The organism is Alphaproteobacteria bacterium (assembly GCA_039980135.1).
In the GTDB taxonomy this organism is placed as follows: domain Bacteria; phylum Pseudomonadota; class Alphaproteobacteria; order UBA6615; family UBA6615; genus UBA8079.
Map to the genome: position 1 here is coordinate 148,967 of JBDXCV010000006.1, position 22,976 is coordinate 171,942.

20 protein-coding genes are annotated in these 22,976 nt (G+C 64.2%); 12 read left to right on the forward strand and 8 right to left on the reverse strand.

The window, feature by feature from the left end; all coding sequences use genetic code 11:
• Positions 1-88 precede the first annotated feature (88 nt).
• The 7 genes from ABJ363_08925 to tgt all read left to right on the forward strand — a co-directional run bounded on the left by ABJ363_08925 (position 89) and on the right by tgt (position 10,610).
• Positions 89-1,927, forward strand: coding sequence for an adenylate/guanylate cyclase domain-containing protein (locus ABJ363_08925; GenBank protein MEP4379108.1), 1,839 nt, complete (start codon positions 89-91; stop codon positions 1,925-1,927).
• A gap of 62 nt (positions 1,928-1,989) precedes the next feature.
• Positions 1,990-4,146, forward strand: a complete 2,157-nt coding sequence (gene scpA, locus ABJ363_08930) for a methylmalonyl-CoA mutase (GenBank protein ID MEP4379109.1) — start codon at positions 1,990-1,992, stop codon at positions 4,144-4,146.
• Positions 4,146-7,169, forward strand: a complete 3,024-nt coding sequence (locus ABJ363_08935) for a hypothetical protein (protein MEP4379110.1) — start codon at positions 4,146-4,148, stop codon at positions 7,167-7,169. Before scpA ends, ABJ363_08935 begins: the two co-directional genes overlap by 1 nt.
• 212 nt (positions 7,170-7,381) lie before the next feature.
• A complete protein-coding gene (locus ABJ363_08940; protein ID MEP4379111.1) occupies positions 7,382-7,858 on the forward strand; it encodes an Lrp/AsnC family transcriptional regulator in 477 nt (158 codons plus the stop codon).
• Positions 7,859-7,866: 8 nt separating this feature from the next.
• Positions 7,867-8,871 carry a methylmalonyl Co-A mutase-associated GTPase MeaB gene (gene meaB / locus ABJ363_08945; GenBank protein ID MEP4379112.1) on the forward strand — a complete coding sequence of 335 codons (1,005 nt, stop codon included), beginning with the start codon at positions 7,867-7,869 and terminating at the stop codon, positions 8,869-8,871.
• Positions 8,872-8,969: 98 nt separating this feature from the next.
• Positions 8,970-9,257 (forward strand): 50S ribosomal protein L28, encoded by a 288-nt coding sequence (gene rpmB / locus ABJ363_08950; protein ID MEP4379113.1) that lies wholly within the window; start codon positions 8,970-8,972, stop codon positions 9,255-9,257.
• Between the two features lie 117 nt (positions 9,258-9,374).
• Positions 9,375-10,610: a tRNA guanosine(34) transglycosylase Tgt gene (gene tgt, locus ABJ363_08955; GenBank protein ID MEP4379114.1), complete on the forward strand. Its 1,236-nt coding sequence runs from the start codon at positions 9,375-9,377 to the stop codon at positions 10,608-10,610.
• Between the two features lie 23 nt (positions 10,611-10,633).
• Here tgt and ABJ363_08960 read toward each other — a convergent pair whose 3' ends face one another.
• The 4 genes from ABJ363_08960 to ABJ363_08975 are packed head-to-tail and all read right to left on the reverse strand — an operon-like array spanning position 10,634 to position 15,169.
• Positions 10,634-11,590 (reverse strand): esterase-like activity of phytase family protein, encoded by a 957-nt coding sequence (locus tag ABJ363_08960; GenBank protein MEP4379115.1) that lies wholly within the window; start codon positions 11,588-11,590, stop codon positions 10,634-10,636.
• A gap of 52 nt (positions 11,591-11,642) precedes the next feature.
• On the reverse strand, positions 11,643-13,529 hold the full coding sequence (gene cobT, locus ABJ363_08965; protein ID MEP4379116.1) for a cobaltochelatase subunit CobT: 1,887 nt from the start codon (positions 13,527-13,529) through the stop codon (positions 11,643-11,645).
• A 7-nt stretch (positions 13,530-13,536) separates the two neighbouring features.
• The gene (cobS, locus tag ABJ363_08970; GenBank protein ID MEP4379117.1) at positions 13,537-14,544 is read right to left on the reverse strand and encodes a cobaltochelatase subunit CobS; all 1,008 of its coding nucleotides are present in this window, start codon (positions 14,542-14,544) and stop codon (positions 13,537-13,539) included.
• 46 nt (positions 14,545-14,590) lie between these two features.
• Positions 14,591-15,169, reverse strand: a complete 579-nt coding sequence (locus ABJ363_08975) for a J domain-containing protein (GenBank protein ID MEP4379118.1) — start codon at positions 15,167-15,169, stop codon at positions 14,591-14,593.
• 81 nt (positions 15,170-15,250) lie between these two features.
• On the opposite strand from ABJ363_08975, the gene ABJ363_08980 reads away from it, so the two are divergent.
• Positions 15,251-15,535, forward strand: a complete 285-nt coding sequence (locus tag ABJ363_08980; protein MEP4379119.1) for a BolA family protein — start codon at positions 15,251-15,253, stop codon at positions 15,533-15,535.
• A 99-nt stretch (positions 15,536-15,634) separates the two neighbouring features.
• A complete protein-coding gene (locus ABJ363_08985) occupies positions 15,635-15,943 on the forward strand; it encodes a ribbon-helix-helix domain-containing protein (protein ID MEP4379120.1) in 309 nt (102 codons plus the stop codon).
• 41 nt (positions 15,944-15,984) lie between these two features.
• Here ABJ363_08985 and ABJ363_08990 read toward each other — a convergent pair whose 3' ends face one another.
• The 4 genes from ABJ363_08990 to ABJ363_09005 form a co-directional block, all read right to left on the reverse strand.
• Positions 15,985-16,548 carry a DUF2889 domain-containing protein gene (locus tag ABJ363_08990; GenBank protein MEP4379121.1) on the reverse strand — a complete coding sequence of 188 codons (564 nt, stop codon included), beginning with the start codon at positions 16,546-16,548 and terminating at the stop codon, positions 15,985-15,987.
• A gap of 102 nt (positions 16,549-16,650) precedes the next feature.
• Positions 16,651-17,946 carry an HlyC/CorC family transporter gene (locus ABJ363_08995; GenBank protein MEP4379122.1) on the reverse strand — a complete coding sequence of 432 codons (1,296 nt, stop codon included), beginning with the start codon at positions 17,944-17,946 and terminating at the stop codon, positions 16,651-16,653.
• Positions 17,947-17,971: 25 nt separating this feature from the next.
• A complete protein-coding gene (gene aroB / locus ABJ363_09000) occupies positions 17,972-19,102 on the reverse strand; it encodes a 3-dehydroquinate synthase (GenBank protein ID MEP4379123.1) in 1,131 nt (376 codons plus the stop codon).
• The gene (locus ABJ363_09005) at positions 19,099-19,704 is read right to left on the reverse strand and encodes a shikimate kinase (protein MEP4379124.1); all 606 of its coding nucleotides are present in this window, start codon (positions 19,702-19,704) and stop codon (positions 19,099-19,101) included. The genes aroB and ABJ363_09005 overlap by 4 nt, the downstream gene beginning before the upstream one ends.
• Before the next feature lie 164 nt (positions 19,705-19,868).
• Here ABJ363_09005 and ABJ363_09010 point away from each other — a divergent pair, with 164 nt between their 5' ends.
• Genes ABJ363_09010 through xerD form a run of 3 tightly spaced genes read left to right on the forward strand, consistent with a single transcriptional unit; the run spans position 19,869 to position 22,967 of the window.
• Entirely contained in the window at positions 19,869-20,000 is a 132-nt protein-coding gene (locus tag ABJ363_09010; GenBank protein MEP4379125.1) for a hypothetical protein, read from the forward strand.
• 7 nt (positions 20,001-20,007) lie between these two features.
• Positions 20,008-22,014: a hypothetical protein gene (locus ABJ363_09015; protein ID MEP4379126.1), complete on the forward strand. Its 2,007-nt coding sequence runs from the start codon at positions 20,008-20,010 to the stop codon at positions 22,012-22,014.
• Positions 22,011-22,967, forward strand: a complete 957-nt coding sequence (gene xerD, locus ABJ363_09020) for a site-specific tyrosine recombinase XerD (protein ID MEP4379127.1) — start codon at positions 22,011-22,013, stop codon at positions 22,965-22,967. The genes ABJ363_09015 and xerD overlap by 4 nt, the downstream gene beginning before the upstream one ends.
• The last annotated feature ends 9 nt before the right edge of the window (positions 22,968-22,976 follow it).

Consider the following 22,976-nt stretch of genomic DNA (forward strand, 5'->3'; position numbering starts at 1 on the left):
GGATGTAGTAGGTGCTGTGGGTGCGGCTGCGAGGTTACCGCGGCCATTCGGTATTTGTGTCAACGAAACGGGGAGCACAGATTTGCGCGTGCATCGTCACGATTGGGAATGGTCCTTCGACGCCCCTCCGGAAGTCATCTGGCCGATCCTGTCGGACACGGCCCGGTTCAACGAAGCTGCCGGCCTTCCGAAGCACGACATTACGGAAACGCCTCAGGATGACGGGTCGGTCCTGTTCACGGCCGTTGCCAAGCAGGGGCCGCTCACGCTTGCCTGGCGTGAGGAGCCGGTAAACTGGATCGCCAACAAATGGTTTGAGCACCGCCGGCATTTCACCCGGGGACCACTCAAGATGCTCTGTGCAACCCTCAGGATCGAGCCGGCGGGCCCGGACGGCAAGCAGAGCCATGTCCACTACATGCTGGAAGTGGAGGCGGCGAACCTGCTGGGCGAACTGGCGCTGCGCACGGTGTTTTTCAAATCCACCAATAAGACCTTTGCGGCCCTCATCGAATCGACAGCGGACTATGCGCGCGGGGAACGCGATACGCCCTTCGAGGCCACGCCGCCCGCCTTCGACGACGCGACCAGGCAACGGATTGCCCAGGCCGTCGAGGCCATCAACGCCACGCCGCACGCGCACGGGCTTGCCGAGCAGTTGGCCCGGCACGCGACCACAGGACAGGAAGTCGATGTTGTGAAGATACGGCCCCTGGCGCTGGCGCGGCGCTGGGGTGCGCGCCCGCGCGACGTGATCGAACTGTGCCTCGAAGCGACCCGCGCCGGGCTGCTCGATCTGCGCTGGGACATTCTGTGCCCGCGCTGCCGGGTCGCGAAGTCGATTTCTCAAAGCCTGGACGAGATGCCGACAGGTGCGCATTGCGGCACCTGCAACATCGACTATGACCGCGATTTCTCCCGCAATGTGGAGCTGAGCTTCCAGCCAGCGGCGGGAATTCGCCCCGTTGCCTTCGGCGAGTATTGCCTGTTCGGGCCGATGAGTACGCCGCATATCGTAGCGCAAGTTTGCGTCGCCGCCGGGGCCACCCGCGAGCTCGAAGCACCGTTCACCGCCGGGCGTTATCTGGTGCGGACGCTGGAGGCCGGCCCCGAAACCGATTTCGATTTCGAAGGTGGCGGGTTTCCCGAGGTGCAGATCGGTGACGGGACGGTGTCTGTCGGTACGGCCGTCGCGCCGGGCACCCTGCGCCTGATCAATAAATCTACCCATGACCGCAATGTCGTCGTCGAGGAGCGGGCCTGGGAACGCGATGCCTTGACGGCCGACCGCGTGACCGCGTTGCAGACGTTCCGTGACCTCTTCTCGGACCAGCTGCTGCGGCCCGGTGACGAAGTGGCGATCCAGCGTGTCACGCTGATGTTCACGGACCTGCAGGGGTCAACCGCGCTATATGAATCCATTGGCGATGCGCGGGCCTACGGCCTCGTGCGCGACCACTTCGCGTTCCTGACGGGTATCGTGCGCGAACATGACGGCGCGGTGGTGAAGACCATTGGCGATGCCGTCATGGCGGCCTTCGTCGAGCCGGGGCAGGCGCTTGCCGCGGCGCTGGAGATTCAGCAGGCGGTCGCGGAATTCAACCGCACCCATGCGCAGGCGGCGGGCGGGGACAACTTGATCGCGATCAAGGTCGGCATTCACGGCGGGCCCTGTATCGCCGTCACCCTGAACGACCGACTCGATTATTTCGGGACCACCGTGAACATGACGGCACGGCTGGAAGGGCAAAGCCGGGGCGGCGATATCATCGTGTCGACGAGCCTCGCCGGGGATCCGGCTGTTGCCGCATTGCTGGCACAACGTAAAGTGACCGAAGAATCCGCAGAATTGAGGGGATTCGACGGTCGGGTCGAGTTCCTGCGCATCGACGAGACCACGCGAAACATGGCATCCGGCGATCAATAGACCGGCCCACGGCCACGCACTATACTTTCCGGCCACAGCGGAAGAGTGCAACGAGCCGAAAAATGGCGGAATTCCCCAAACATACGCTTGCCGACTGGACGGCCCGTGCCGCCGAGGAATTGCGTGGCCGCTCACCCGGCGATCTGATCGGCGAGACCCCCGAGGGAATCGAGATCAAGCCGATCTATTCGGCGGCCGATCTCGAGGATATTGCATGGCTGGACAGCATGCCGGGTTTCGCGCCGTTCGTGGGCGGCCCCAAGGCGACCATGTATGCCGGGCGCCCCTGGACGGTACGTCAGTATGCGGGCTTTTCGACGGCGGAAGAATCCAACGCCTTTTATCGCAAGGCGCTCGCAGGCGGCCAGCGCGGCCTTTCGGTGGCCTTCGATCTGGCGACCCACCGCGGCTATGACAGCGACCATCCGCGGGTCGTGGGGGATGTCGGCAAGGCCGGTGTTGCGATCGACAGCGTCGAGGACATGAAAATTCTGTTCGACGGAATCCCGCTCGACGAGATGAGCGTGTCGATGACCATGAACGGGGCCGTGTTGCCGGTGCTGGCCAGCTATATCGTCGCCGCCGAAGAACAAGGGGTCGGGCCGGAGAAACTTTCGGGGACCATCCAGAACGACATCCTCAAGGAGTTCATGGTCCGAAACACGTATATCTACCCGCCGACCCCGTCGATGCGGATCGTCGCCGACATCATCGCCTATACCGCCGAGCATATGCCGCGGTACAACTCGATCTCGATCTCCGGCTATCACATGCAGGAAGCCGGTGCGACGGCGGTCCAGGAACTTGCGTTCACACTGGCCGATGGAATCGAGTATGTTCGGGTGGCGAAGGCGACCGGCCTTGATGTGGATCGGTTCGCGCCGCGCCTGTCCTTCTTTTTCGGCATCGGCATGAATTTCTTCATGGAGATCGCCAAGCTGCGCGCGGCCCGCTACCTGTGGTCCCATGCCATGCGTGATCTGTTCGACGCCCGGGATGAACGCTCGTTGATGCTGCGCACCCATTGCCAGACATCCGGCGTATCCCTGACCGAGCAGGATCCTTACAACAACGTTGTGCGCACCACGATCGAGGCGCTGGCGGCGACCCTGGGCGGGACCCAGTCGCTGCACACCAACTCGTTCGACGAGGCGGTAGCACTGCCGACCCCGGCCTCGTCGCGGGTGGCCCGCAACACGCAGCTGATTCTGCAGCACGAAGCCGGCATCACGCAGGTCGTCGATCCGATGGCCGGCTCCTACTATGTCGAGAGCCTGACCCAGGCGCTCGTCGTCGAGGCCCGCAAGATAATCGACGAGGTCGAGGCGCTTGGCGGGATGACGAAGGCCGTCGAATCCGGCATGCCGAAGCTGCGCATCGAGGAAGCTGCCGCGCGCCGCCAGGCGCGAATCGATCGGGGCGAGGATGTGATCGTCGGCGTCAACCGGTACCAGCCGGACACGGCCGATGAAATGGACGTGCTCGATATCGACAATAGCCGGGTCCGCGAGGCACAGATCGCCCGGCTCAAGACCGTGCGCGAGGGCCGGGACGCGGCCGGTTGCCAGGCGGCTCTCGAAACGATCACGCAAATTGCGCAATCCGGCGACGGCAACCTGCTGGCGGCTTGCGTCGATGCCGCGCGCGCGCGCGCTACTGTGGGGGAGATGTCTGATGCAATGGAAGAGGCCTTCGGGCGTCACAGCGCGACCGTGAAGTCGATATCGGGTGTCTATGCCGCCGCCTATGAGGGCGATGAGGGATTTCGTGAGGTGCTCGCCGACGTTTCGGCATTTGCCGAGGAGGAAGGCCGGCGCCCGCGCATGCTGGTCGTCAAGCTCGGCCAGGACGGGCATGACCGAGGTGCCAAGGTGATCGCGACGGCGTTCGCCGATCTGGGATTCGACGTGGATGTGGGGCCGCTGTTTGCGACCCCGGAGGAGGCGGCGCAGCAGGCCGTTGAGAACGATGTTCACATTATCGGCGTATCGACCCAGGCGGCGGGCCACAAGACCCTGGTGCCCCAGCTGGTCGCGGCGTTACAGGCGGCAAACGCAGAGGAAATTGTTGTGATTTGTGGGGGTGTAATCCCAGCCAAGGATTATGAGTTTCTGAACGCCAATGGTGTCTCGGCCATTTACGGACCGGGCACGAATATTCCGGCCGCCGCGCGCGAGGTCCTCGATATGGTCCGGGTACGCCGGCGCGAAGCGGCCTGATGTCCGAAAACCAGGACGCTTGGCACGAAGACGAAGAAGCCTACCGGTCGGATGAGCGGTCGGATGCGGCTCCCGTGCGGCGACGGCGCGTGAACTTTGTTGGCTGGCTGTTGTCCCTCTCGGGTTTCGCATGGCTGGTGTTTTTCGTGCTTTTCGTCGAGCGCAGTGTCGGCTGGACGATCGTGCCGCAACTGTTGCCCCACGAAATCGGCGGCCTCGTTGCTGGACTTCTGGTGCCGCCGGCGGTTCTGTTTGCTCTCGCCGCATTGACGTCACGCCGCCAGCGCCTGGGAGATATGCTGACATCGCTCGAGGGCCAGGTCGCACGGCTCGAGGCGCCCTTCTCGCATGCCAATTCGGAACTTTCCGAGCTTGGCGAGATGCTGGTCCTGTACGGGCAGGCGCTGGAAGAATCCATCAATGATGCGCGCGCGCATCTCCAGGAGTTGCGTGGCGGGTTCGGACGCGAGGCGGCCGAAATGGAAGCCATCGCCACGGCGCTTCGCGCGCTGATGGTGAAAACCAACGAGACCGCGGGCGATCAGGCCGAGCAGCTGGCGCAGATGACGGCGCGTGTCGGGGCCAGTCTCGAGGAAATTCGCGAGATCGGGCAGGGCGAGGCTGACGTGATCGATGAGGCGTCACGCCGCGCGGCAGATATGGTGCGCGAACTGGTCGCCGCGTTGCATGACCAGGTCGAGGCGATCGAGACGGGTTTCCAGGAGGCGGTGACCAATACCGTCGGCCGTGTCGCCGGGGCGGGAGAAACGGCGGCCGGCGAAATCCGCGCGGTGACGGAACAGGTGCTCGGCAGCACCCGGGAAGCGGTCAACGCGGTCACGGAGCAGGCGGGCAATGCGAGCACCGCGATCAGCGATGCGGGCAGTCAGGCGGCCGGGGCGATCGCACAGGCATCCGACGAAGCGCTGACCCGGAGCCGTGCCCTGGGCGAGGATATGGAGCGGCGCGCCGCCGATGCGGGCACGGTATTCGAGGCAGCGGTCGCACGCGCGTCGGAGAAGCTGGCCGCGATGTCGGAAGAGGCGGTGGCGCATGCGGACCGGCTGATGCAGGACATGACCGGCCAGATGGACGAGGCCGGTGCCGCGTTGGACCGGGTGGCTTCGGCGATGGCCGGACAGATGGCGCAAGTCACGAAGAATGCGGGCCAGGAGGCCCGCGAGATGACCGAGGCGGCGGCATCAGAGATGGCCCAAACGGCACAGGCGCTGGGGGTCAGTGTCTCGACCATCCGGCAGCAGACCGAGAGCATGACCGCGGATTTGCGCGAACAGGCGGATGCCTTCGCGGCGATCTCACGGTCGAGCATCGAACAGGTGGATGGCGCCAGCGAACGATTGCTCGGGTTTGCGAATGAACTGACGGCAGCGGGCGAAAGCGCAGATGAAAAGGGCCGCGCGCTCGGCAACATGTTCCGCACCGAGGCGAGCACACTGGAGAATGTGGCGCGCAATGCCGCGGTCGAAGCCGAACGCCTGTCGACGGAATTGCGCGACGCAGCGGCGGCCTTGTCTGCATCGACCGCACAGGTGACCGTCAGCGCCAATGATGCGCGCGATACGCTCGGTGAGCATGCGCGAATTGCAGAGACGGAGTTCTCCCTCTCCATGAGCCGGGCGCAGCAGACACGCGACGAGATCGTGGCGCAGCGCGACACACTGGAATCGGCTGCGGATGCGTCACTGGCCCGCATCACGGCCATTCGCGACACGCTGGGCGACAGTACCGAATCGCTCGACCAAGCCGCCGAGCGCGCGAGCGCGCATCTGCGCAATCTGCGCGAACAGCTTGGCAACGACCAGCATTTCATGTCCGAGATCGTTACCGGGGCCGAAACCAGGTTGTCGGCGCTGAGTGAGGCGCTGCGGGTTGGTGCGGGCGAAATCACGGAAGCCTCGGAAACCGCCGAAACAGCCACACGCGGGGCGCATGAATCGTTGCGTCGCCAGTCGCAGGAGTTGACGAATGCGAGCGTGACGGCCGGTGCGCGCGCCGAGGCGCTGGGCGAATCCCTGACCCAGCACACCGAAGCATTGCAACAGTCGGCCGCGGAATCTCTGGCCCGCCTGTCCGAGGTCCGTGATCTCATTCAGCGTGAAAGTGAAGCGGTCGAGGTTAATGCCCGCGTCGCCTCGGAGGGGTTGTCGGAGGTGGCCGGTGCGCTGCGCCAACGCCGCGAGGAATTGACGACAAGCACCGAGGAAATGCGCCGCGCGGCAAGCGAGACCGAAGAATCGCTGGGGGCACGCAGCCGCGATGTGCGCGAAACGGTGGAGTCCATTCTGGAGCGCTGGCGGGAACTGGGTGAGATGCTGGTCGGCCGTGCAGAGACCCTGCGAGAGACCGGAGAGGGTGCCGTCGCTCGCGCGGAGGTCACGATGCAATCTCTCGACAGGCACACGGGCGAGTTGTCCAACTCGGCCGACCGCATGGAGGGTCGGGTAGAGGGTCTGCGTGACCAGCTGCGCGAACAGGCCCGCGACATGCAATCGGCGATCGACCAGGTGGCCGAACGGTCCGAATCCATCGCGGCGACATTCCGGATGCAGGAACGCGCGCTGATCGAGGCCGCCGAAGAGGCGGGCCGGAAGGCCGATGATGTTCGTGAAGGGTATATCGATTCAAACCGCGGCGTACTGCTGCACAGCGTCAATCGGGTGCTCGATACGCTGGGGTCTCTGGGCATCGAGCTGGACGGCATGTTGGAAGGCGATGTCGCACCCGAGATCATGCGCCGGTTCGCGAAGGGTGATCGCGGGGTCGCCCTGCGCCGGATTTCAGCCCGCGTGAAGGACCCCATCGCCCTTAACCGGGTGCGCGAGCTGTACGAGGACGACGATGCGTTCCGGACGCTGGCGAGCCGATATCTGCGTGAATTCGAGCGCTTGTTGACCCAAGCGGGTGAGGCCGACCCGGACGAACTGCTCAGCGCCAGCCTGCTGACGGCGGATGTAGGCAAGGCCTATCTTCTTTTGTCGCGCGCCGTCGACCGGCACAAATAACGAATTTCTGCGGTGATCCAGGGAGGCCTGGACGATCGCCGGCAATTCGCCTGACAATCGTCAGGCGGATGAGGCTGTCTTCGCACGAATGTATGGTACGGATAAGAAAAATATTCTAAACGTAATATAACAAATCAATAAAACGATTGAATGTAAGTAGAATATATAATATGAATTCCGTATGAAATATGATGCTTAGGTTCGCCTGACAAATGGAAGGTTTATTGGACGCGGTCGATCATATGTTGCTGGATGTCGTCCAGGCGGATGCGCGTTTATCGTTTCGTGAGATCGGCCGGCGGATCGGCATGTCGACCCCCGCCGTGGCCGACCGCATTCGTCGGCTCGAGGCGGCGGGCGTCATCATGGGTTATGCCGCCCGGGTGGACCGGGCCGCACTCGGTCAGGAGATTGGCGCGTTTATTCGCCTGACGGTGTCGGACAGAGATTTTCAGCGGGTCTCGGGCTTGTGCCGGTCCTTGGATGCGGTGGTAGCGTGCCATCACATCACGGGCGAGGAAAGTTTCGTCATTCGCGTGGCGGTTTCGTCCATCGCCGAACTCGAGGATGTCATCTCCCGGTTTCGCAAGATCGGCCCGGCGCAGAGTTCGGTGATTCTCTCGTCGCCGGTCGACGGCAAGCCGGCGCGCACGGACAGCGCATTGTTGGCCCCGGCGACAGCGCGCTAGGTTGGGACATGGCGGATAGCGACAGGAATCCATCGACCGAAGACCCTGCCCGCCTGGCGGCCGAGGTCTGTACTGGCAATCGCCGGGCTTTGGCCCGCGCGATCACGCTGATCGAGTCCACCCGTGAGGATCATCGCGCCCAGGCAGGGGAGTTGCTTGAAAATCTATTGCCGCACACGGGGGGCGCGGTGCGCATTGGCATATCCGGGGTGCCGGGTGTCGGCAAATCGACCTTCATTGAAGCCTTCGGGCAGGACTGGATCGCCGGGGGCCACAAGGTTGCCGTCCTTGCCGTGGACCCGTCTTCCCAACGAAGCGGCGGTTCGATCCTGGGGGACAAGACGCGCATGGAACAGCTGTCCCGATCACCGGACGCATTCATCCGTCCATCGCCGACTGCGGGCACCTTGGGCGGGGTCGCGCGGCGAACCCGCGAGGTGTTGCTCGCGTGCGAGGCGGCGGGGTTCGATGTGGTGCTGATCGAAACGGTCGGGGTGGGCCAGTCCGAGACCGCGGTGGCGGACCTGGTTGATATGTTCCTGCTGTTGTTGTTGCCGGGGGGCGGCGACGAGCTTCAGGGGATCAAGCGCGGAATCATGGAGCTCGCCGACCTTGTGGTCGTCAACAAGGCGGATGGAGACATGGCCGCCGCTGCGCAGCGATCCGCGGCCGAATATGCCAGTGCAATCCGCCTGTTGCACCCGACTACGGCCGACTGGATACCTCCGGTGCTGACCTGCTCGTCGGTGGAAAAAACCGGTATCGAGGAAGTTCGCGAGACGACCGAGGCCTATCGCGCCCAGGCCACGGCGGGCGGTACGCTGGAAGAACGGCGCGCCGCCCAGGCCCGGCGCTGGATGTGGGGGGAGGTCGATGAGCATTTGCTGGTCGGTTTTCGGCGCCATCCCGCGGTCCGTGAGAAGCTCGAATCGCTCGAACGCCAGGTCTCGGACGCGGAGATCACGCCGTCCGCGGCAGCCCAGTCGTTGCTCGAGGCGTTTCGCAGTGCCTAATTCGTTGTCCGGCGGGCTTGACCCGACCCCCGCCATCGCCTAAAACCACCGCCGTTCGCGCCGATTTCGGCGCGTTAGCTGTTCATGGAGCGAGTACTATGTCGCGCCGCTGCGCCATTACAGGCAAGGGTGTGCTGACCGGAAACAACGTCAGTCATGCCCATAACAAGACCCGCCGCCGGTTCCTGCCGAACCTGCAGTCCACGATGCTGTACAGCGAGTCCCTCGGGCGCGGTGTACGCGTGAATCTGTCGGCGCGAGCGATCCGCACCATCGAGCACAAGGGTGGCGTTGATGCGTTCCTGCGCGGCACGGCCGCGGCGAAATTGCCGCGCGAACTGCGCCGCATGAAACGTGATCTTGCAAAGGTCGCCGTGGCCGCCTAGCCGCGACTCGGTTCGATCACGACAAAGGCCCGCGTTTCGCGGGCTTTTTTGCGCCCGTGATGTATATGATCGCGCCCCGATATCGTCGGGGTGCCGACAACCCGGATTGAACCGAGCATGACCGACTATCCAGGTTTCGATTTTGAAGTGACCCGCCGCGTGACGGGCCAGGACGGCTGGCCCGATGCGGCGCGGCGCGGCCGTATCACCACGCCCCATGGGGTGATCGAGACCCCGGCCTTTATATTCTGTGCGACCCGCGGCGCGTTGCGTGGCGTGTTGCCAGCCCAGGCGCGGGCCGAATCCACCCAGATCATTCTCGGCAACACCTACCATCTGATGCTCCAGCCCGGCGCGGCGCGCGTGGCGGCATTGGGCGGCCTGCACAAGATGATGGGCTGGGACGGTCCGATGCTGACGGATTCGGGCGGATTCCAGATTTTTTCCCTGGGTCGGGGCGGGGATGAGAAAGAAATCAAGGGCAGCCGCACGGACGTTCGCGACCCGTCCCTGCTGGCGATCGACGAGGCCGGCGCGTCGTTCCGTTCCTATGTCGACGGGGCCCGGGTGACGCTGACGCCGGAAGATTCGATCCGTATTCAGCGCCAGATCGGCGCCGACATCATTCTCGTCCTCGACGAGTGCACACCCTACCATGTCGATCGTGACTACACGGCCCAATCGATGGGGCTGACCCACCGCTGGGCGTTGCGCTCTATCACGGCCTTCCAGGAAGCCGAGGAAGGCTCGGCGGGACCGCAGGGGCTGTACGGGATCATCCAGGGCGGGGTCTATGAAGACCTTCGCAAGGAGAGCGCGGAGTTCACCGCGGCCCAGCCCTATTTCGGCTACGCGGTCGGCGGCTGTCTCGGCGGTACGCCGGAAGAGATGGACGAGGTGGTCGCCCTCGCCATGGCGCCACTCAACGCCGCAGCCACGACCCCGCGTCCGATCCACCTGCTCGGCGTGGGCAGCGTGCGCGATGTCTGGAACGGGGTCGCCAAGGGCATCGACACCTTCGATTGCGTCAACCCGACCCGTCTGGCACGCCATGGCAGCGCCTATATCAGGCCCGGGCTGGGTGAGACGGACAATGGCCGCGAGTTCATCAACATCAAGAATGCGCGGTTTCGCGAGGACCCCACGCCGCTCGATCCCGAATGCGATTGCGCGACTTGCACCAGCGTCTCGCGAGCCTACCTGCACCACCTCGTGAAGGCGGGTGAACTGAACGCGGTGTCGCTGCTGGCGGTCCACAATGTGCGGTTCATGAACCGTCTGCTCGAAGACGTGCGCGCCGCAATCGACAATGATGACTACGCCGTGCGGCGGGCCTGGTGGATCGACGGCTGATCGGGCCGCGCTGTCCCAATGGACTAGGGTAGAAGTTCGAACATCAGCAGCAAATTTCGCTGCTTGTCCGAGAAATTATTGTCGCTCGCGATGTAAATCAGGGTTTGTCCGCGCCCGGCAGAGCGCGCGGTCACCGCTTCGAAATTTTCTGTCACGAACGGTCTCTCGAGTCGGGCGAGTTCCCGCGTCTGGATCGGTGCGCCCGGGCGCAGGCTTCGGCGCGCGATTCGCGCGATCCGGGAACCCACGTCGCCGGGCGGTGTGAACCGACGTTCCAGCACCACGATGTCGCCATTGGGCAGTAACGCCGCGCCGGTAGGCTTGTAGGGCGGAAACAGCGTGTAGGACATCGGCGTCCAGTCGGCGCCGTTACCGAGCCAGGCGAAGTTGAATGCGGGAGTAGTTTTGAGGTCTTCGGAGATCAGGAGGATCTGTTTGTCGGCGGTTTCGCTCGCGGCCTCGATGCCCCGGTTCGAGCGCGCGCGCTCCAGCCCCGGTGGAGTCAAAAGCAGGCGCGGGGAGGCGCGCAGCGGTGCGTAGGATGCGGGGAAGTGCAGCAGCCGGTGATTGCGCTCGAAGGCGACAAGCCAGCCCCCGTTGGGCATCCGCGCGATCGCCTCGATATCGGAATTCCGGTCGTCCTCGATCGACCGACCGACGGCACCGGTCACGGGTTCCAGGTCGACAAGCTTTGCGGCGGACAGGTCGCCGGACGGATCATACTCGAGGAACAGTTCTGCCCGGTGGCCGCGGTCGGTGAGCACGGTCAGGGTCCGCCCGCCGGCTTCGATCTCCATGGCCGAGATGCCACCGAAGCGGGGATTGTCAAAGTTCATCTCGATCCCGCCGCGCCAGACCAGCCGGCCCACGCGGTCCTGTCCGCTCAGTCCCTTGTGCAGGGGAATCGGTGTGGTGTCCGCCAGCGCCGGCGGCAGCGCGATTGCGCAGGCAATCAGGAAACAGGTGAAAAGCCGGATCATGGGTCTTTTATAGCCGCATTCCGCAGCACGAACATGACCGAAGTGACCGGCTTCAGGCGACGCGCCGCGATCCGCCGCGCGGCTTGCGGGCCGCGCCGTCTTCCTCGTCGAAGAGCTCGGCCAGCTGATCCATCACCGTGCCGCCGAGCTGCTCGGCGTCGACAATCGTCACCGCGCGGCGATAATAGCGGGTCACATCATGGCCGATGCCGATGGCCAGCAGTTCGACGGGCGAGTAGGTCTCGATCCAATCGATGATCTGGCGCAGGTGACGCTCCAGATAATTGCCGGCGTTCACCGAGAGGGTCGAATCGTCCACCGGCGCACCGTCCGAGATGATCATCAGGATGCGCCGCTGCTCCGTGCGCGCGAGCAAACGGTTGTGGGCCCACAACAGTGCTTCACCGTCGATGTTTTCCTTGAGCAGGCCTTCGCGCAGCATCAGGCCGAGATTCTTGCGGGCGCGGCGCCACGGCGCATCGGCGGATTTGTAAATGATGTGGCGCAGGTCGTTGAGCCGGCCCGGGTTGGCAGGCTTTCCAGCGGCGAGCCAGTTTTCGCGCGCCTGGCCGCCCTTCCAGGCGCGGGTCGTGAAGCCGAGGATTTCGACCTTCACGCCGCAGCGTTCCAATGTGCGCGCCAGAATATCGGCGCTCATGGCGGCGACGGATATCGGCCGGCCGCGCATCGAGCCCGAATTGTCGATCAGCAGGGTGACGACCGTATCGCGGAAATTCGTGTCCTCCTCCATCTTGAAGGACAAGGGATGCGCCGGATTGGTCACGACGCGGGTCAGGCGCGCGGTGTCGAGCAGCCCTTCCTCGAGATCAAATTCCCAGTTTCGCGTCTGTTTCGCCATCAGGCGGCGCTGCAGCCGGTTGGCGAGCCGCGAGATGACGCTCTGCAGATGGCCGAGCTGCTGGTCGAGTTGCTGGCGCAGGCGCGAGAGTTCATCGGGGTCGCAAAGGTCGGGGGCCTCGACGATTTCGTCATATTCCGTCGTGTAGGCGCCATAGACGAACTGTTCGCCCTGGTTGTGTCCATACTCGGGCGGGCGCCAGGGCTGACCCGGTGCGTCGGGATCTTCCTCGCCCGCGCCCTGCTCCATATCGCCATCGCCATCCTCGAACGGCATGTCCATTTCTTCGCTCTCGGCACCGGCCTCTTCGTCTTCGCCTTCGCCGTCCATGGCCCGCGCTTCGCCGTCGCTCTCGCCCTCACCGGTGCTCTCGCCGTCGGCGTTCTCCTGATCCTCTCCGGTGCTGTCGTCGGAATCGGTATCGGCGGCCATCTCTTCATCGGCAAGTCCGAGATCGGTGATCATTTGCCGGATGACATCCTGGAAGGCGACTTGATCATCCAGGCTGTCGCTCAGTTCCGACAATGCGCCGCCAATCTTGGATTCCACGAAGGGCCGCCACACGTCGACCATCTGGCGGGCTGAGGGCGGTGGCGGTGCGCCGGTCAGCGCTTCCCGCGCCAGAAGGGCCACGGCTTCCGAAACCGGCGCCTGTTCGCGCTGGGTCACCCGCGCAAAACCCTTGTCCCGGCAGCGCATTTCGAGTGCGGCGCCCAGATTGTCGGCAACCCCGGACATCCGGTTGGCGCCGATGGCCTCGACCCTCGCCTGCTCCACCGCGTCATAAAGCGCGCGTGCGGCCGGTGCCGAGGGCAATCGGGTCGCGTGCAGTTCGCTGTTGTGATGGCGCAGATGCAGCGCCAGCGCGTCGGCCTCGCCACGCACCACGCTGACATCCTCTGCCGGCAGGTCACGATTCGGCAGAGGCAGGCGCGCCTCTTCTCCGCTGATGCCCGGCGGGTCAGGTGTGAACGAGACAGTGAGTTCCGGCTCGCGGGCGATGGCGCGCATGGCCGCAGCCGTGACGCGCCGGAACTCCTCGACCGGTCCGTCGTTGCCGCTTCTGTTTGATCCCGCCATCGGCGTCTTACTGGGTCGGGGCCGGTGCGACCACGCCGTCTTCGAGATCGGTCCCGAAGCAGCGCTGATAATATTCGGCGACCGTCGAACGTTCGACTTCGTCACACTTGTTCAGAAAGGTGACCCGGAAGCCGAGCGGGATCGAACCGAATATTTCGGCGTTGTCGGCCCAGGTGATCACGGTTCGCGGCGACATGACGGTTGAGATGTCGCCGGCGACGAAGCCGGAACGCGTCAGGTCGGCAGTCGCGACCATGGCGGAAATCTTCTCGCGGCCTTCCTTGCTGTCATAGGCCGGGCATTTCGCCGTCACGATGTCGACTTCCTGCTCATGGGGCAGGTAGTTCAGCGTGGTGACGATGTTCCAGCGATCCATCTGCGCCTGGTTGATCTGCTGGGTGCCGTGATACAGGCCCGTCGTGTCGCCCAGACCAACGGTGTTCGCCGTGGAGAAGAGCCGGAAGCTGGGATGGGGGCGGATGACCTTGTTCTGGTCGAGCAGGGTCAGCTTGCTGTCGGCTTCCAGCACACGCTGGATCACGAACATCACGTCCGGTCGGCCCGCGTCATACTCGTCAAAGACGAGGGCGCAGGGATGTTGCAGGGTCCAGGGCAGCAGGCCCTCGCGGAATTCCGTGACCTGCACGCCGTCGCGCAGCACGATCGCATCCTTGCCGATCAGGTCGATGCGGCTGATATGGCTGTCGAGGTTGACCCGGACGCACGGCCAGTTGAGGCGTGCGGCGACCTGTTCAATATGGGTGGACTTGCCGGTGCCGTGATAACCCTGGATCATCACACGGCGATTGTGGGCAAAGCCGGCGAGTATCGCGAGCGTGGTGTCGTGATCAAACCGGTAGCTCTCGTCGAGCGCCGGTACGTGCACAGTCTCTTCGGAGAAGGCCGGAACCTCCATGTCGGAATCGATGCCGAAAACCTGGCGGGCCGACACCTTGATGTCCGGCTCCGGGTTGACGGGCATATCTGCACTTGTGATCGATTCAGTTGCTTCCATAATCCGGTCCACTTTCGTCAAATTTTCTTCGTGCGGTGCGGCTCCCTCAGGGGCCGACCGATTGCATTAACGTTGCGTAGGCTTGGTTGATCGCCTTGAGACGTTCTTCCGCCAGCTTGTCGCCGCCATTCGCGTCAGGATGATGCTGTTTGACCAGCTCCTTGTAGCGCCGCTTTATAGCGTCTGCGGTCAACGGTGGCGACAATTTCATTATATCAAGGGCGTCAACAGTTTCGGAGTCCATTCCGGCGGTATGGGCGCCGGCCGTGGCCCCTGCGGCCGCATCGGCTTCCGACTCGAAGAAACCGAAATCGTCCCGGATGCCTTCGCCGGGGCGTTTGCCGTTCAACGGCCAGGTCGGCCGGTGCCAGAATGTGGTGCCGTGCCGGTCGGTTTCGATTTCGTCTTCCGACATTCCCGCATAGTAATTCCACGAACTGTTGTATGCGCGCACGTGATCGAGGCAGAACCAGATATACTCGCGGACATTGTCGCGTGACTTCGGGGCCCGGAATTCACCCGGGAGTTCGCAGCCGGACTGCGCGCACATGCGCAGGCCGGTTGCGCCGTCACCGCCTTCGGTGAGCAGGTCGTCCAGATCGATGGATTTGCGCCGCCGTGTCATGGGCGGAATATGTCTGGTGGACCTGTTCGAGGCAATATCAGGCACGCAAATACGTAGAGGACACAAAGGTTGGAGAATTCGATGAATCGCGCAGAACGCATCAGGGTCGCGCTTGAGAAGGGGCTCGATGTCCAGCGAATCGAGGTGCGGGACGACTCACACCTCCATGCGGGCCACGCGGGTGCACGACCCGAGGGGGAAACACATTTCGATATTGTGATCGTAAGTCCGGATTTCGTCGGGCAATCGCGTGTGAATCGACAGAGGTCGGTTTTCGCCATGCTTTCCACGGAATTCGAGGGTGGTCTGCATGCACTTTCGATGCGTGCGTTAACGCCGGAGGAAGCACAGAACGAAACAAACTGAAACAATAATATTCTATCTGTTGCAAATTTGTTGCGAGCGCCTTACCTTGCTCCCAGTTGATATTCGCGAATCCCGGAAGGGGTCGAAAGGGCAGCCAATATGCTTGTAAATCGCAACATCACAGTGGGTTCGTTGCGCACCAGCGTGCGGTTGGAACCCCAATTCTGGGAAGCCTTGTCCGATATCGCGGCACGTGAACAGATGGCGGTTGACCGCCTCTGCACGGTCATCGACGCCAATGCGGGCGAACTGGGGCGCACGGCGGCGATCCGTGTCTTCATCGCCAGCTACTTTGCGGAAATCCGGACCCGCAAGAGCCTCGCGGCGACGGCAAAGACCCCCGCGATGATCGAACGGCCCGCGTCGTACCGTGCGCCCTACGTCCCGGCGACCCGCGCCGTCGGTTAGAGTCTCAACGCCGCTCTTCGCTGATCGTTGGTCACCCGCTGCTAGTCGCCGGCGGGGCCGTCGTAATGCTCGGGCCAGAATTCCTTTACCTTCGGACCGTCACTGCGAAACGCATGGCAGGTGTTCAACAGCCGCGGCGGGCGCGTGGAAACGCTTTCGCCTTCGGGCTTCTCCTTGTTTCGCAGCGGGTAGATGGTCTGGAATGCCGTGGTGGCGACCGGGCCAAGCATTTCCACGATATGGGTGCATCCCTCGACGCCGCCCACCCGGTCGCGCACCCGTTTGCGCCAACCCGGGCCGATGGAGACCCCGACGAGGCGCTCGAAGTTCGGCGCCACCTGCTTGCAGACTGAAAACGGGCTGTATTCCGTCGTCGCTTCGACGCCGTGAATCGTGAGGTCGTCATCGACGGTCAGACGAATCCACATTTCATGCACCGGTTCGCCCGGCGGCACGTCGCCGCGCTCATTGTTGTGGAACGTGTAGGCCTTCACATCGACAAGGCGACCCTCGATATCCCACAGCCCGTCCTGGCGCCGGTAGCCGTTGCACTCGACGGTCCGATTGTGAATATGTTCGCGCGCGACCGGGCTCGACAGTGGCATGGGCTTGATCCTCGAAGGAAATATCGTTGGGCCGGACTATAGGATCGTCCCGGTCCCGGTCAAGAATGGCGCCCCTCGGGGCAGACGCGCGGTGGCGAGGCGCTAGGCCTTCGGGGGGCCGTCGGCTTCGGTCTCGGGCGCGCGCCGCGTAATCCGCAGTGAGCGCAACTGATTGCCGGTGCGCCGGAGAATGTCGATCTTCAGGCCCTCGATATCGAAGCTCTGTCCCTCTTCTGGAATGAACCGCGCTTCGTGCAGCACGAGACCCGCGATGGTTGACGCTTCCTCATCGGAGAGGTTCCAGTCGAACTCCCGGTTCAGATCACGGATGGTCACCCGGCCGTCGACGATGTACGTCTCATCGGCCTGGCGGCGCATGCCGGGAACCGGAATGTCATGCTCGTCGTCGATCTCGCCGACGATCTCCTCGATGATGTCTTCCAGCGTGACGACGCCCTGCAGCGCGCCATACTCGTCGACCACGAGTGCGAAATGCTCGCGCCTGTCGCGAAACTCGTGCAGCTGCCGCAGGCAGTCGGTCGATTCGGGAACGAACCAGGGTTCCGAAGCCACCGCGCGGATATCGATCTCGTCGATATGGCCGTCGTGGTTCTGGACTTCGCGCAGCAGCGCCTTGGCGTGGAGCACGCCCACGATATTATCGGGATCGTCCACATACAGCGGCAATCGGGTGAACGGGCAATCCAGGACCCTGGTCACGATCTCGCTGGCCGACAGGCCGGCATCGACCATCTGGACATCGGTGCGGTGGGTCATGATCTCGCCGACCTCGACATCGTCGAGATCCATCACCCCGCCGAGCATCAGCCCCTCATGCGCGGACACACTGTTCGTGTCGGCGTGCAGGCGAATGGCGCCACGCAGTTCCTGCTCGCGCGCGGCGTCCTCCTCCGCGGACGTTTTCTCGCCCATCAAACTCAGGAGCAGTCCGACGATCATTTCGATCGCGCGTGAAAGCGGCGTCAGCGCCAGGACCACGAAACGGATCGGCCGCGCGACGGCGATCGCGACGTCGTCGGCATGCCGGATGGCATAGGTTTTCGGCAGGACCTCGGAGAAAATCACGACCAGTGTTGTCATGGCGATCGTCGCGTAGGCGACACCGGCATCCCCGAACAGGGTGATCATCACGCTGGTGGCCAGCGCCGAGGCGAGGATGTTGACGATGTTGTTGCCGATCAGGATGCCGCCGATCAGGCGTTCCTGCTGGGCGTGCAGCAGGTTGACGGTCCCGGCCCGTCGGTTGCCCTCGCTCTCCAGCAGATGCATGCGCGGCCGAGATGCGCCGGTCAGCGCCGTCTCGGAGCCCGAGAAGAACGCCGAAAGCGCCAGGAGAATGACAATTCCGATGACGATGAGAGTGAGGGGATCGCTCATGGTTATAGAACCTGTTGGATTTGCGTCAGGCGGCGGTCGCCGTCTCGGTAAGGAGGCGTGACACATCGTCGGCCGCCACCTCGTTGGTGACGAACGTATCGCCGATACCGTTCGCCAGGATGAATGTGAGGCGTCCTTCCTGGACTTTTTTGTCGCGTCCCATATGGGCCAGCAGGATATCCGCGTCCCAACCGGTTCCCGGATGGGTGGGGAAGCCCGTGGGCAGGCCCGCGGCATCGAGATGCGCCCGGACCCGCGCTGCGTCGTCGGGCGCGCACAAACCCATGCGCGCCGACAGTTTGAACGCCAGGACCATGCCGATGGCGACGGCTTCGCCATGGAGCAGGCCCGCGCCATATCCGGTTTCGGCTTCCAGTGCATGAGCAAAGGTGTGGCCAAGGTTGAGCAGCGCGCGGCGGCCGGTCTCGCGCTCGTCCTGATTGACGATTTCGGCCTTCATCTCGCAGGCTCGCTCGATCGCATGTATCTGGGAGGCGGCATCGCCGCCGAGGATCGCGGCCGCGTTGGTCTCGAGCCATTCGAAGAAGGCCGCGTCGCCGAGCAGGCCGTACTTGGCGGTTTCCGCATAGCCGGCGCGCAGTTCCGCAGCTGGCAAGGTTTTGAGCGTGTCGGTATCCGCGATGACCAGCCGCGGCTGGTAGAATGTGCCGACCAGATTCTTCCCGTGGCGGGAATTGATCGCGGTCTTGCCGCCGACGGAACTATCGACCTGGGCGAGCAGCGACGTGGGTACCTGGACGAATTCGACCCCGCGCAGCGCGATGCTGGCGGCAAACCCGGTGAGATCGCCGATCACACCGCCACCGAGCGCAATCAGGACGCTGCCGCGTTCGAGACCGCCGTCGATCAGGTCTTCCAGCAGGGTTTCGAGCTGGGCGTATGACTTCGACGCCTCACCCGCTGCAACCGTGATTATCCGCGTCTGGTGCCCCGCCTGGCACAACGCAGCGTCGAGCCGGTCCGCATAGAGCGGGCCGACATTCGTGTCGGTGATGATGACCACCCGGCGTTCGCCCAACCGTTCGGCGAGCAGCGTGCCGGCCTGGTCGATCAGCCCGGGGCCGATCGCGATATCGTAGGAGCGCGCGCCAAGGTCAACCCGGATGGTGCGCATGCTTTGTGCCGAAGAGTTCATTTTGCGGGCGATGCCTCCGTCCTGTCCCTGAACGTCGCCAGAGCGTCGATCACCCGCTCGACGGTATCGTCGGGCGGGCCGTCGTTGCTCTCGACGACAATATCTGCCTGCGCATAGACCGGATGGCGGGTCTCCATCAAGCTTTCCAGTGTGCTCGCGGGATTGCCGTCATTGAGAAGCGGACGATCCGTGCGCCGGGACGTACGTCGCACCAGCGTGTCGAGATCGGCGCGCAGCCAGACCGAAATGCCGGCATGGGCGATCGCGGCGCGGGTTTCCGGATCCATGAAGGCGCCGCCGCCGGTAGCCAGGACCTTGGGTTCGTCCTCCAGCAGGCGCGCGATGACCCGACGCTCGCCGTCGCGAAATTCGGCCTCGCCGTGGCGTTCGAAAAATTCGGCAATGCTGCAACCGGCCGCAGCCTCGATTTCCGTATCGGCATCGACGAAGGGCAGGTCCAGACGTTCCGCCAGACGGCGCCCGATGGATGACTTGCCGGCCCCCATCAGGCCGACCATCACGATGGAACGATCCCGGTCGCGTGCTGCCGGTCGAATTTCCGCCGCTTTGTGTTCGCCTTCGGCTTGTTCAGAATCGCTCATGCGCTGCTATCTTGATGCGATTCGGTCCGGCAAAGAATTCGCCGCGATATCGCCATGGTTCGGATGGCATAATAAGCATTCACGCGTTGCCCTGCGAGACCGGAGATTGTCATGGCACGGGCCGCGTGTCTCAAACCGCCCATCAGATTCGCTAGGAGGATCGCGTGGCCAAGTACATCATTGTCCTGTTTCTTGCCGTGATCGTCGCCGGTGGTGTGTTCCTCGCGACATGGGACATCCCGGCGCCGACGGAAAGCGTCGAGAAAACGATCCCCAACGATCGTTTCCCGCGCTAACAGTCCCATGCGCCAGTTCGCCGTCACATTTGCTTCGATTTTTGCGCTCGCGCTGGGTGTCCTGGCCGGCACCGTCGTGACGACGGGCGCGCAGCAGTCCGGTCCGATCCGTCTGGCGCCGCTGCCGGCGCCCGAGACCCGCGCCGACGGACCCATCGACGATCCCGCCGACAACACTGATGCGCAGCCGGCCGTTACGCCGGTGGACACTACCCTCGAGCCGGGGGGCGTGGTGATTCGCGGCCTCGGTGCTGTGGACGAGGACACGGTCGGTGTGCTGGACGCATCGAATGGCGGCCTGGGTGACGACATGTGGGCCGGGACCGATCGCACCACGGCGGTTCGTCTTCTGACGAACTTGCCGGCACGCTACCCGCTCGGGGAAGTGCGCGACCTGACCCGCCGTCTCCTGCTGTCCATCGCGACGCCGCCGGCGGGCGGCGGGCCGGTTGCCGGCAGCGAAAACGCCAGTCTCCTGGCAGCACGCGTGGCGGGCCTGGTCGCGATCGGAGCGCCGGGTGATGCAATCGAACTGGCACGGGCCGTGAGTTCGCGCCATGTGCCGGACCACCTTGCACGCTCAATCGTCGAAGCTCATTTTCTGCGCGGCGATCTCGCGGCAGGGTGTGAGGTGCTCGCCAGGTATGAGGCCGGCTATGTGGAACGCTTCTGGCAGAAGGCGCTGATCGTCTGCCAGATCGCCGGCGCGAAGGGTGCCGAAGCGTCCCTCGGGCTCGATCTGCTGCGCGAGGAGCGCGGCGATACCGACAGCGTTTTTCAGAATGTTGCCTACTCCGCAGCCGTGGGCGCACCGGTCACGCCGGAACAGCTCGAAACGCCCGAGGCCACGGATGTCCTGACATTTGCGATTCTGACCGTCGCCAAGGCCGCGCCGCCAGACTGGATGCTGGCGAGCAATGATCCGGCGTTGGTGCGCGCGATGCTGGCCTCAGCGCAACTCGAACCGGCGCGAAAACTCGCCCTGGCCCATCGTGCATTGCGGCGCGGTGTGGTCGGCACCGGTGATGTTGTGGCCGTCTATGATGCACTGGGCGCGGGCGATGCGGACATCGCCGCGGTGCTCATCGACCCGGATTCCGTCGATCGGGACATCTGGCTCGCCTATCTGTATCTCGCGGTCCGTAATCAGAGCGTCGCGATCGCCCGCTCCGAGGCCCTGTGGGAAGCATGGACGCTCGCGCAGGCGGCGGAAGTGGGCGATATCGTCATGACCACCACCGCGGCATTGTTGGCGGATATTCCGGTGACATCGGATTTCGGCTGGCTCGCGGCTGCGGCGACACGCGCGGCGTTGCTGGCGGGTGAGGATGAACTTGCCATTGAATGGTATCAGCTCGTCGTTCGTCAGGCGCGTTCCGTGGCGGATATGGCCCGTGCTACGGCGCTCCTGTGGCCGGAGATGCGGATCATCGGTCGCAATCTGCCCGATGCAGCCGACGCTGAGCCGATTGAAGCTCCGGAGGCACCCACCGCACCCCAAACCGGTGTGCCAGCCAGTATCGCGGCGCCCGTCACGCGCGCAATCGGACGTATACCCGCTTCGGGAACACTCGAGCAGTTGGTTGTTTCGCAACCCCTCCGCGAGCCGGTGCCCTGGAGCCCGACGCGTTTGGGCCGGTGGATCGACCTGGCGGGCAACAACGCCGGGACGACCGATATCGGTGCGGCGCTATACCTCCTGCAGATACTGGGTGACCCGGTTTCGGAAGAACATTGGCGCAGCGCCGCGGTCGTAGATGATGCCCCGGCCGACGGCGCGACAGAAGGCACGACAACGATGCCAAGTGTCGCCGCGCTTGCCGGGTTGGCGCGTGCCTCGGCGGCGGGACGGCGCGCCGAGACCACGGCCTACGCAATGATCGTACTCGGGCAGGCGGGCGACGCACCCCATGCGGGCGTGGTCGGTACTGTGGTGCGCGGTCTGCAGCGCGTGGGGCTGGAAGCCGACGCACAGGCCATCGCTCGTGCCGTGCTGGCCGCGCGGGTGCAATGAGCCGGCGGCGCGAGCCCGTTTCATCGGCGGCTGTCAGCCGGTATTTCGATGCATTTCTGGAACTGCTATTGGCCGAACGGGGGGCGTCGGCCAACACGGTCGCGGCCTACCGGCGCGACCTCGAGGACGCGGCGCTTTTCCTTGACGGCTCCGACAAGGGCGGCAGGGCGGTGCTCGACGGCGCCACGACGGATGACCTGCGGCGCTACCTCAAGCATCTCGAGGGCCGCGGTATGGCTGCGCGAACCTCGGCCCGGCGCCTGTCCACCCTGCGTCAGTTCTATCGCTTCCTGTATGCGGACGGACTGCGCACCGACGATCCGAGCGCCATTCTCGAAAGCCCGCGGCAGGGACGCTCGTTGCCGAAGATCCTCTCCGAGACCGATGTGGGCGCGCTGCTCGGCGCGGCGGCGGCGCGCGACGACCCCGAAGGAAAACGGATCTGCGCGTTGGTCGAGCTTTGCTACGCCACAGGGATGCGGGTCACGGAGCTTGTCGGTCTGCCGCTCGCGGCGGTGCAGCGCGATCCGGAGGTTTTGATCGTGCGGGGTAAGGGTGACAAGGAACGGATGGTCCCGATGAGCCCGCCCGCCCGCCAGGCCGTACGGGATTATCTGGGGGAACGCGACGCCTTCGTGCCGGACGGAACCACCAACCCGTTCCTGTTTCCCGGACGCGGTGGAAAGCATCTGAGCCGCCAGCGCTTCTTCCAGCTTCTGAAGGCGTTGGCGGAAGAAGCGGATCTCGACCCGCGCAAGGTCAGCCCGCATGTGCTCAGGCATGCTTTCGCTACGCATTTGCTGCATCACGATGCGGACCTGCGCAGCGTCCAGCAAATGCTCGGTCACGCCGACATATCGACTACCCAGATATACACCCATGTGCTTGATGAGCGGATGCGGCGTCTCGTCGCCGATCATCATCCTCTTGCCAGCCGGGCAAACGCGAACTAGTAGAACGCC

Excerpts from the sequence above, each read along its gene's own strand:
- scpA (MEP4379109.1), top strand. The coding sequence starts at position 1,990 with ATGGCGGAATTCCCCAAACATACGCTTGCCGACTGGACGGCCCGTGCC.
- ABJ363_08935 (MEP4379110.1), top strand. The coding sequence starts at position 4,146 with ATGTCCGAAAACCAGGACGCTTGGCACGAAGACGAAGAAGCCTACCGG.
- ABJ363_08940 (MEP4379111.1), top strand. The coding sequence starts at position 7,382 with ATGGAAGGTTTATTGGACGCGGTCGATCATATGTTGCTGGATGTCGTC.
- meaB (MEP4379112.1), top strand. The coding sequence starts at position 7,867 with ATGGCGGATAGCGACAGGAATCCATCGACCGAAGACCCTGCCCGCCTG.
- rpmB (MEP4379113.1), top strand. The coding sequence starts at position 8,970 with ATGTCGCGCCGCTGCGCCATTACAGGCAAGGGTGTGCTGACCGGAAAC.
- tgt (MEP4379114.1), top strand. The coding sequence starts at position 9,375 with ATGACCGACTATCCAGGTTTCGATTTTGAAGTGACCCGCCGCGTGACG.
- ABJ363_08960 (MEP4379115.1), bottom strand. The coding sequence starts at position 11,590 with ATGATCCGGCTTTTCACCTGTTTCCTGATTGCCTGCGCAATCGCGCTG.
- cobT (MEP4379116.1), bottom strand. The coding sequence starts at position 13,529 with ATGGCGGGATCAAACAGAAGCGGCAACGACGGACCGGTCGAGGAGTTC.
- cobS (MEP4379117.1), bottom strand. The coding sequence starts at position 14,544 with ATGGAAGCAACTGAATCGATCACAAGTGCAGATATGCCCGTCAACCCG.
- ABJ363_08975 (MEP4379118.1), bottom strand. The coding sequence starts at position 15,169 with ATGACACGGCGGCGCAAATCCATCGATCTGGACGACCTGCTCACCGAA.
- ABJ363_08980 (MEP4379119.1), top strand. The coding sequence starts at position 15,251 with ATGAATCGCGCAGAACGCATCAGGGTCGCGCTTGAGAAGGGGCTCGAT.
- ABJ363_08985 (MEP4379120.1), top strand. The coding sequence starts at position 15,635 with ATGCTTGTAAATCGCAACATCACAGTGGGTTCGTTGCGCACCAGCGTG.
- ABJ363_08990 (MEP4379121.1), bottom strand. The coding sequence starts at position 16,548 with ATGCCACTGTCGAGCCCGGTCGCGCGCGAACATATTCACAATCGGACC.
- ABJ363_08995 (MEP4379122.1), bottom strand. The coding sequence starts at position 17,946 with ATGAGCGATCCCCTCACTCTCATCGTCATCGGAATTGTCATTCTCCTG.
- aroB (MEP4379123.1), bottom strand. The coding sequence starts at position 19,102 with ATGAACTCTTCGGCACAAAGCATGCGCACCATCCGGGTTGACCTTGGC.
- ABJ363_09005 (MEP4379124.1), bottom strand. The coding sequence starts at position 19,704 with ATGAGCGATTCTGAACAAGCCGAAGGCGAACACAAAGCGGCGGAAATT.
- ABJ363_09015 (MEP4379126.1), top strand. The coding sequence starts at position 20,008 with ATGCGCCAGTTCGCCGTCACATTTGCTTCGATTTTTGCGCTCGCGCTG.
- xerD (MEP4379127.1), top strand. The coding sequence starts at position 22,011 with ATGAGCCGGCGGCGCGAGCCCGTTTCATCGGCGGCTGTCAGCCGGTAT.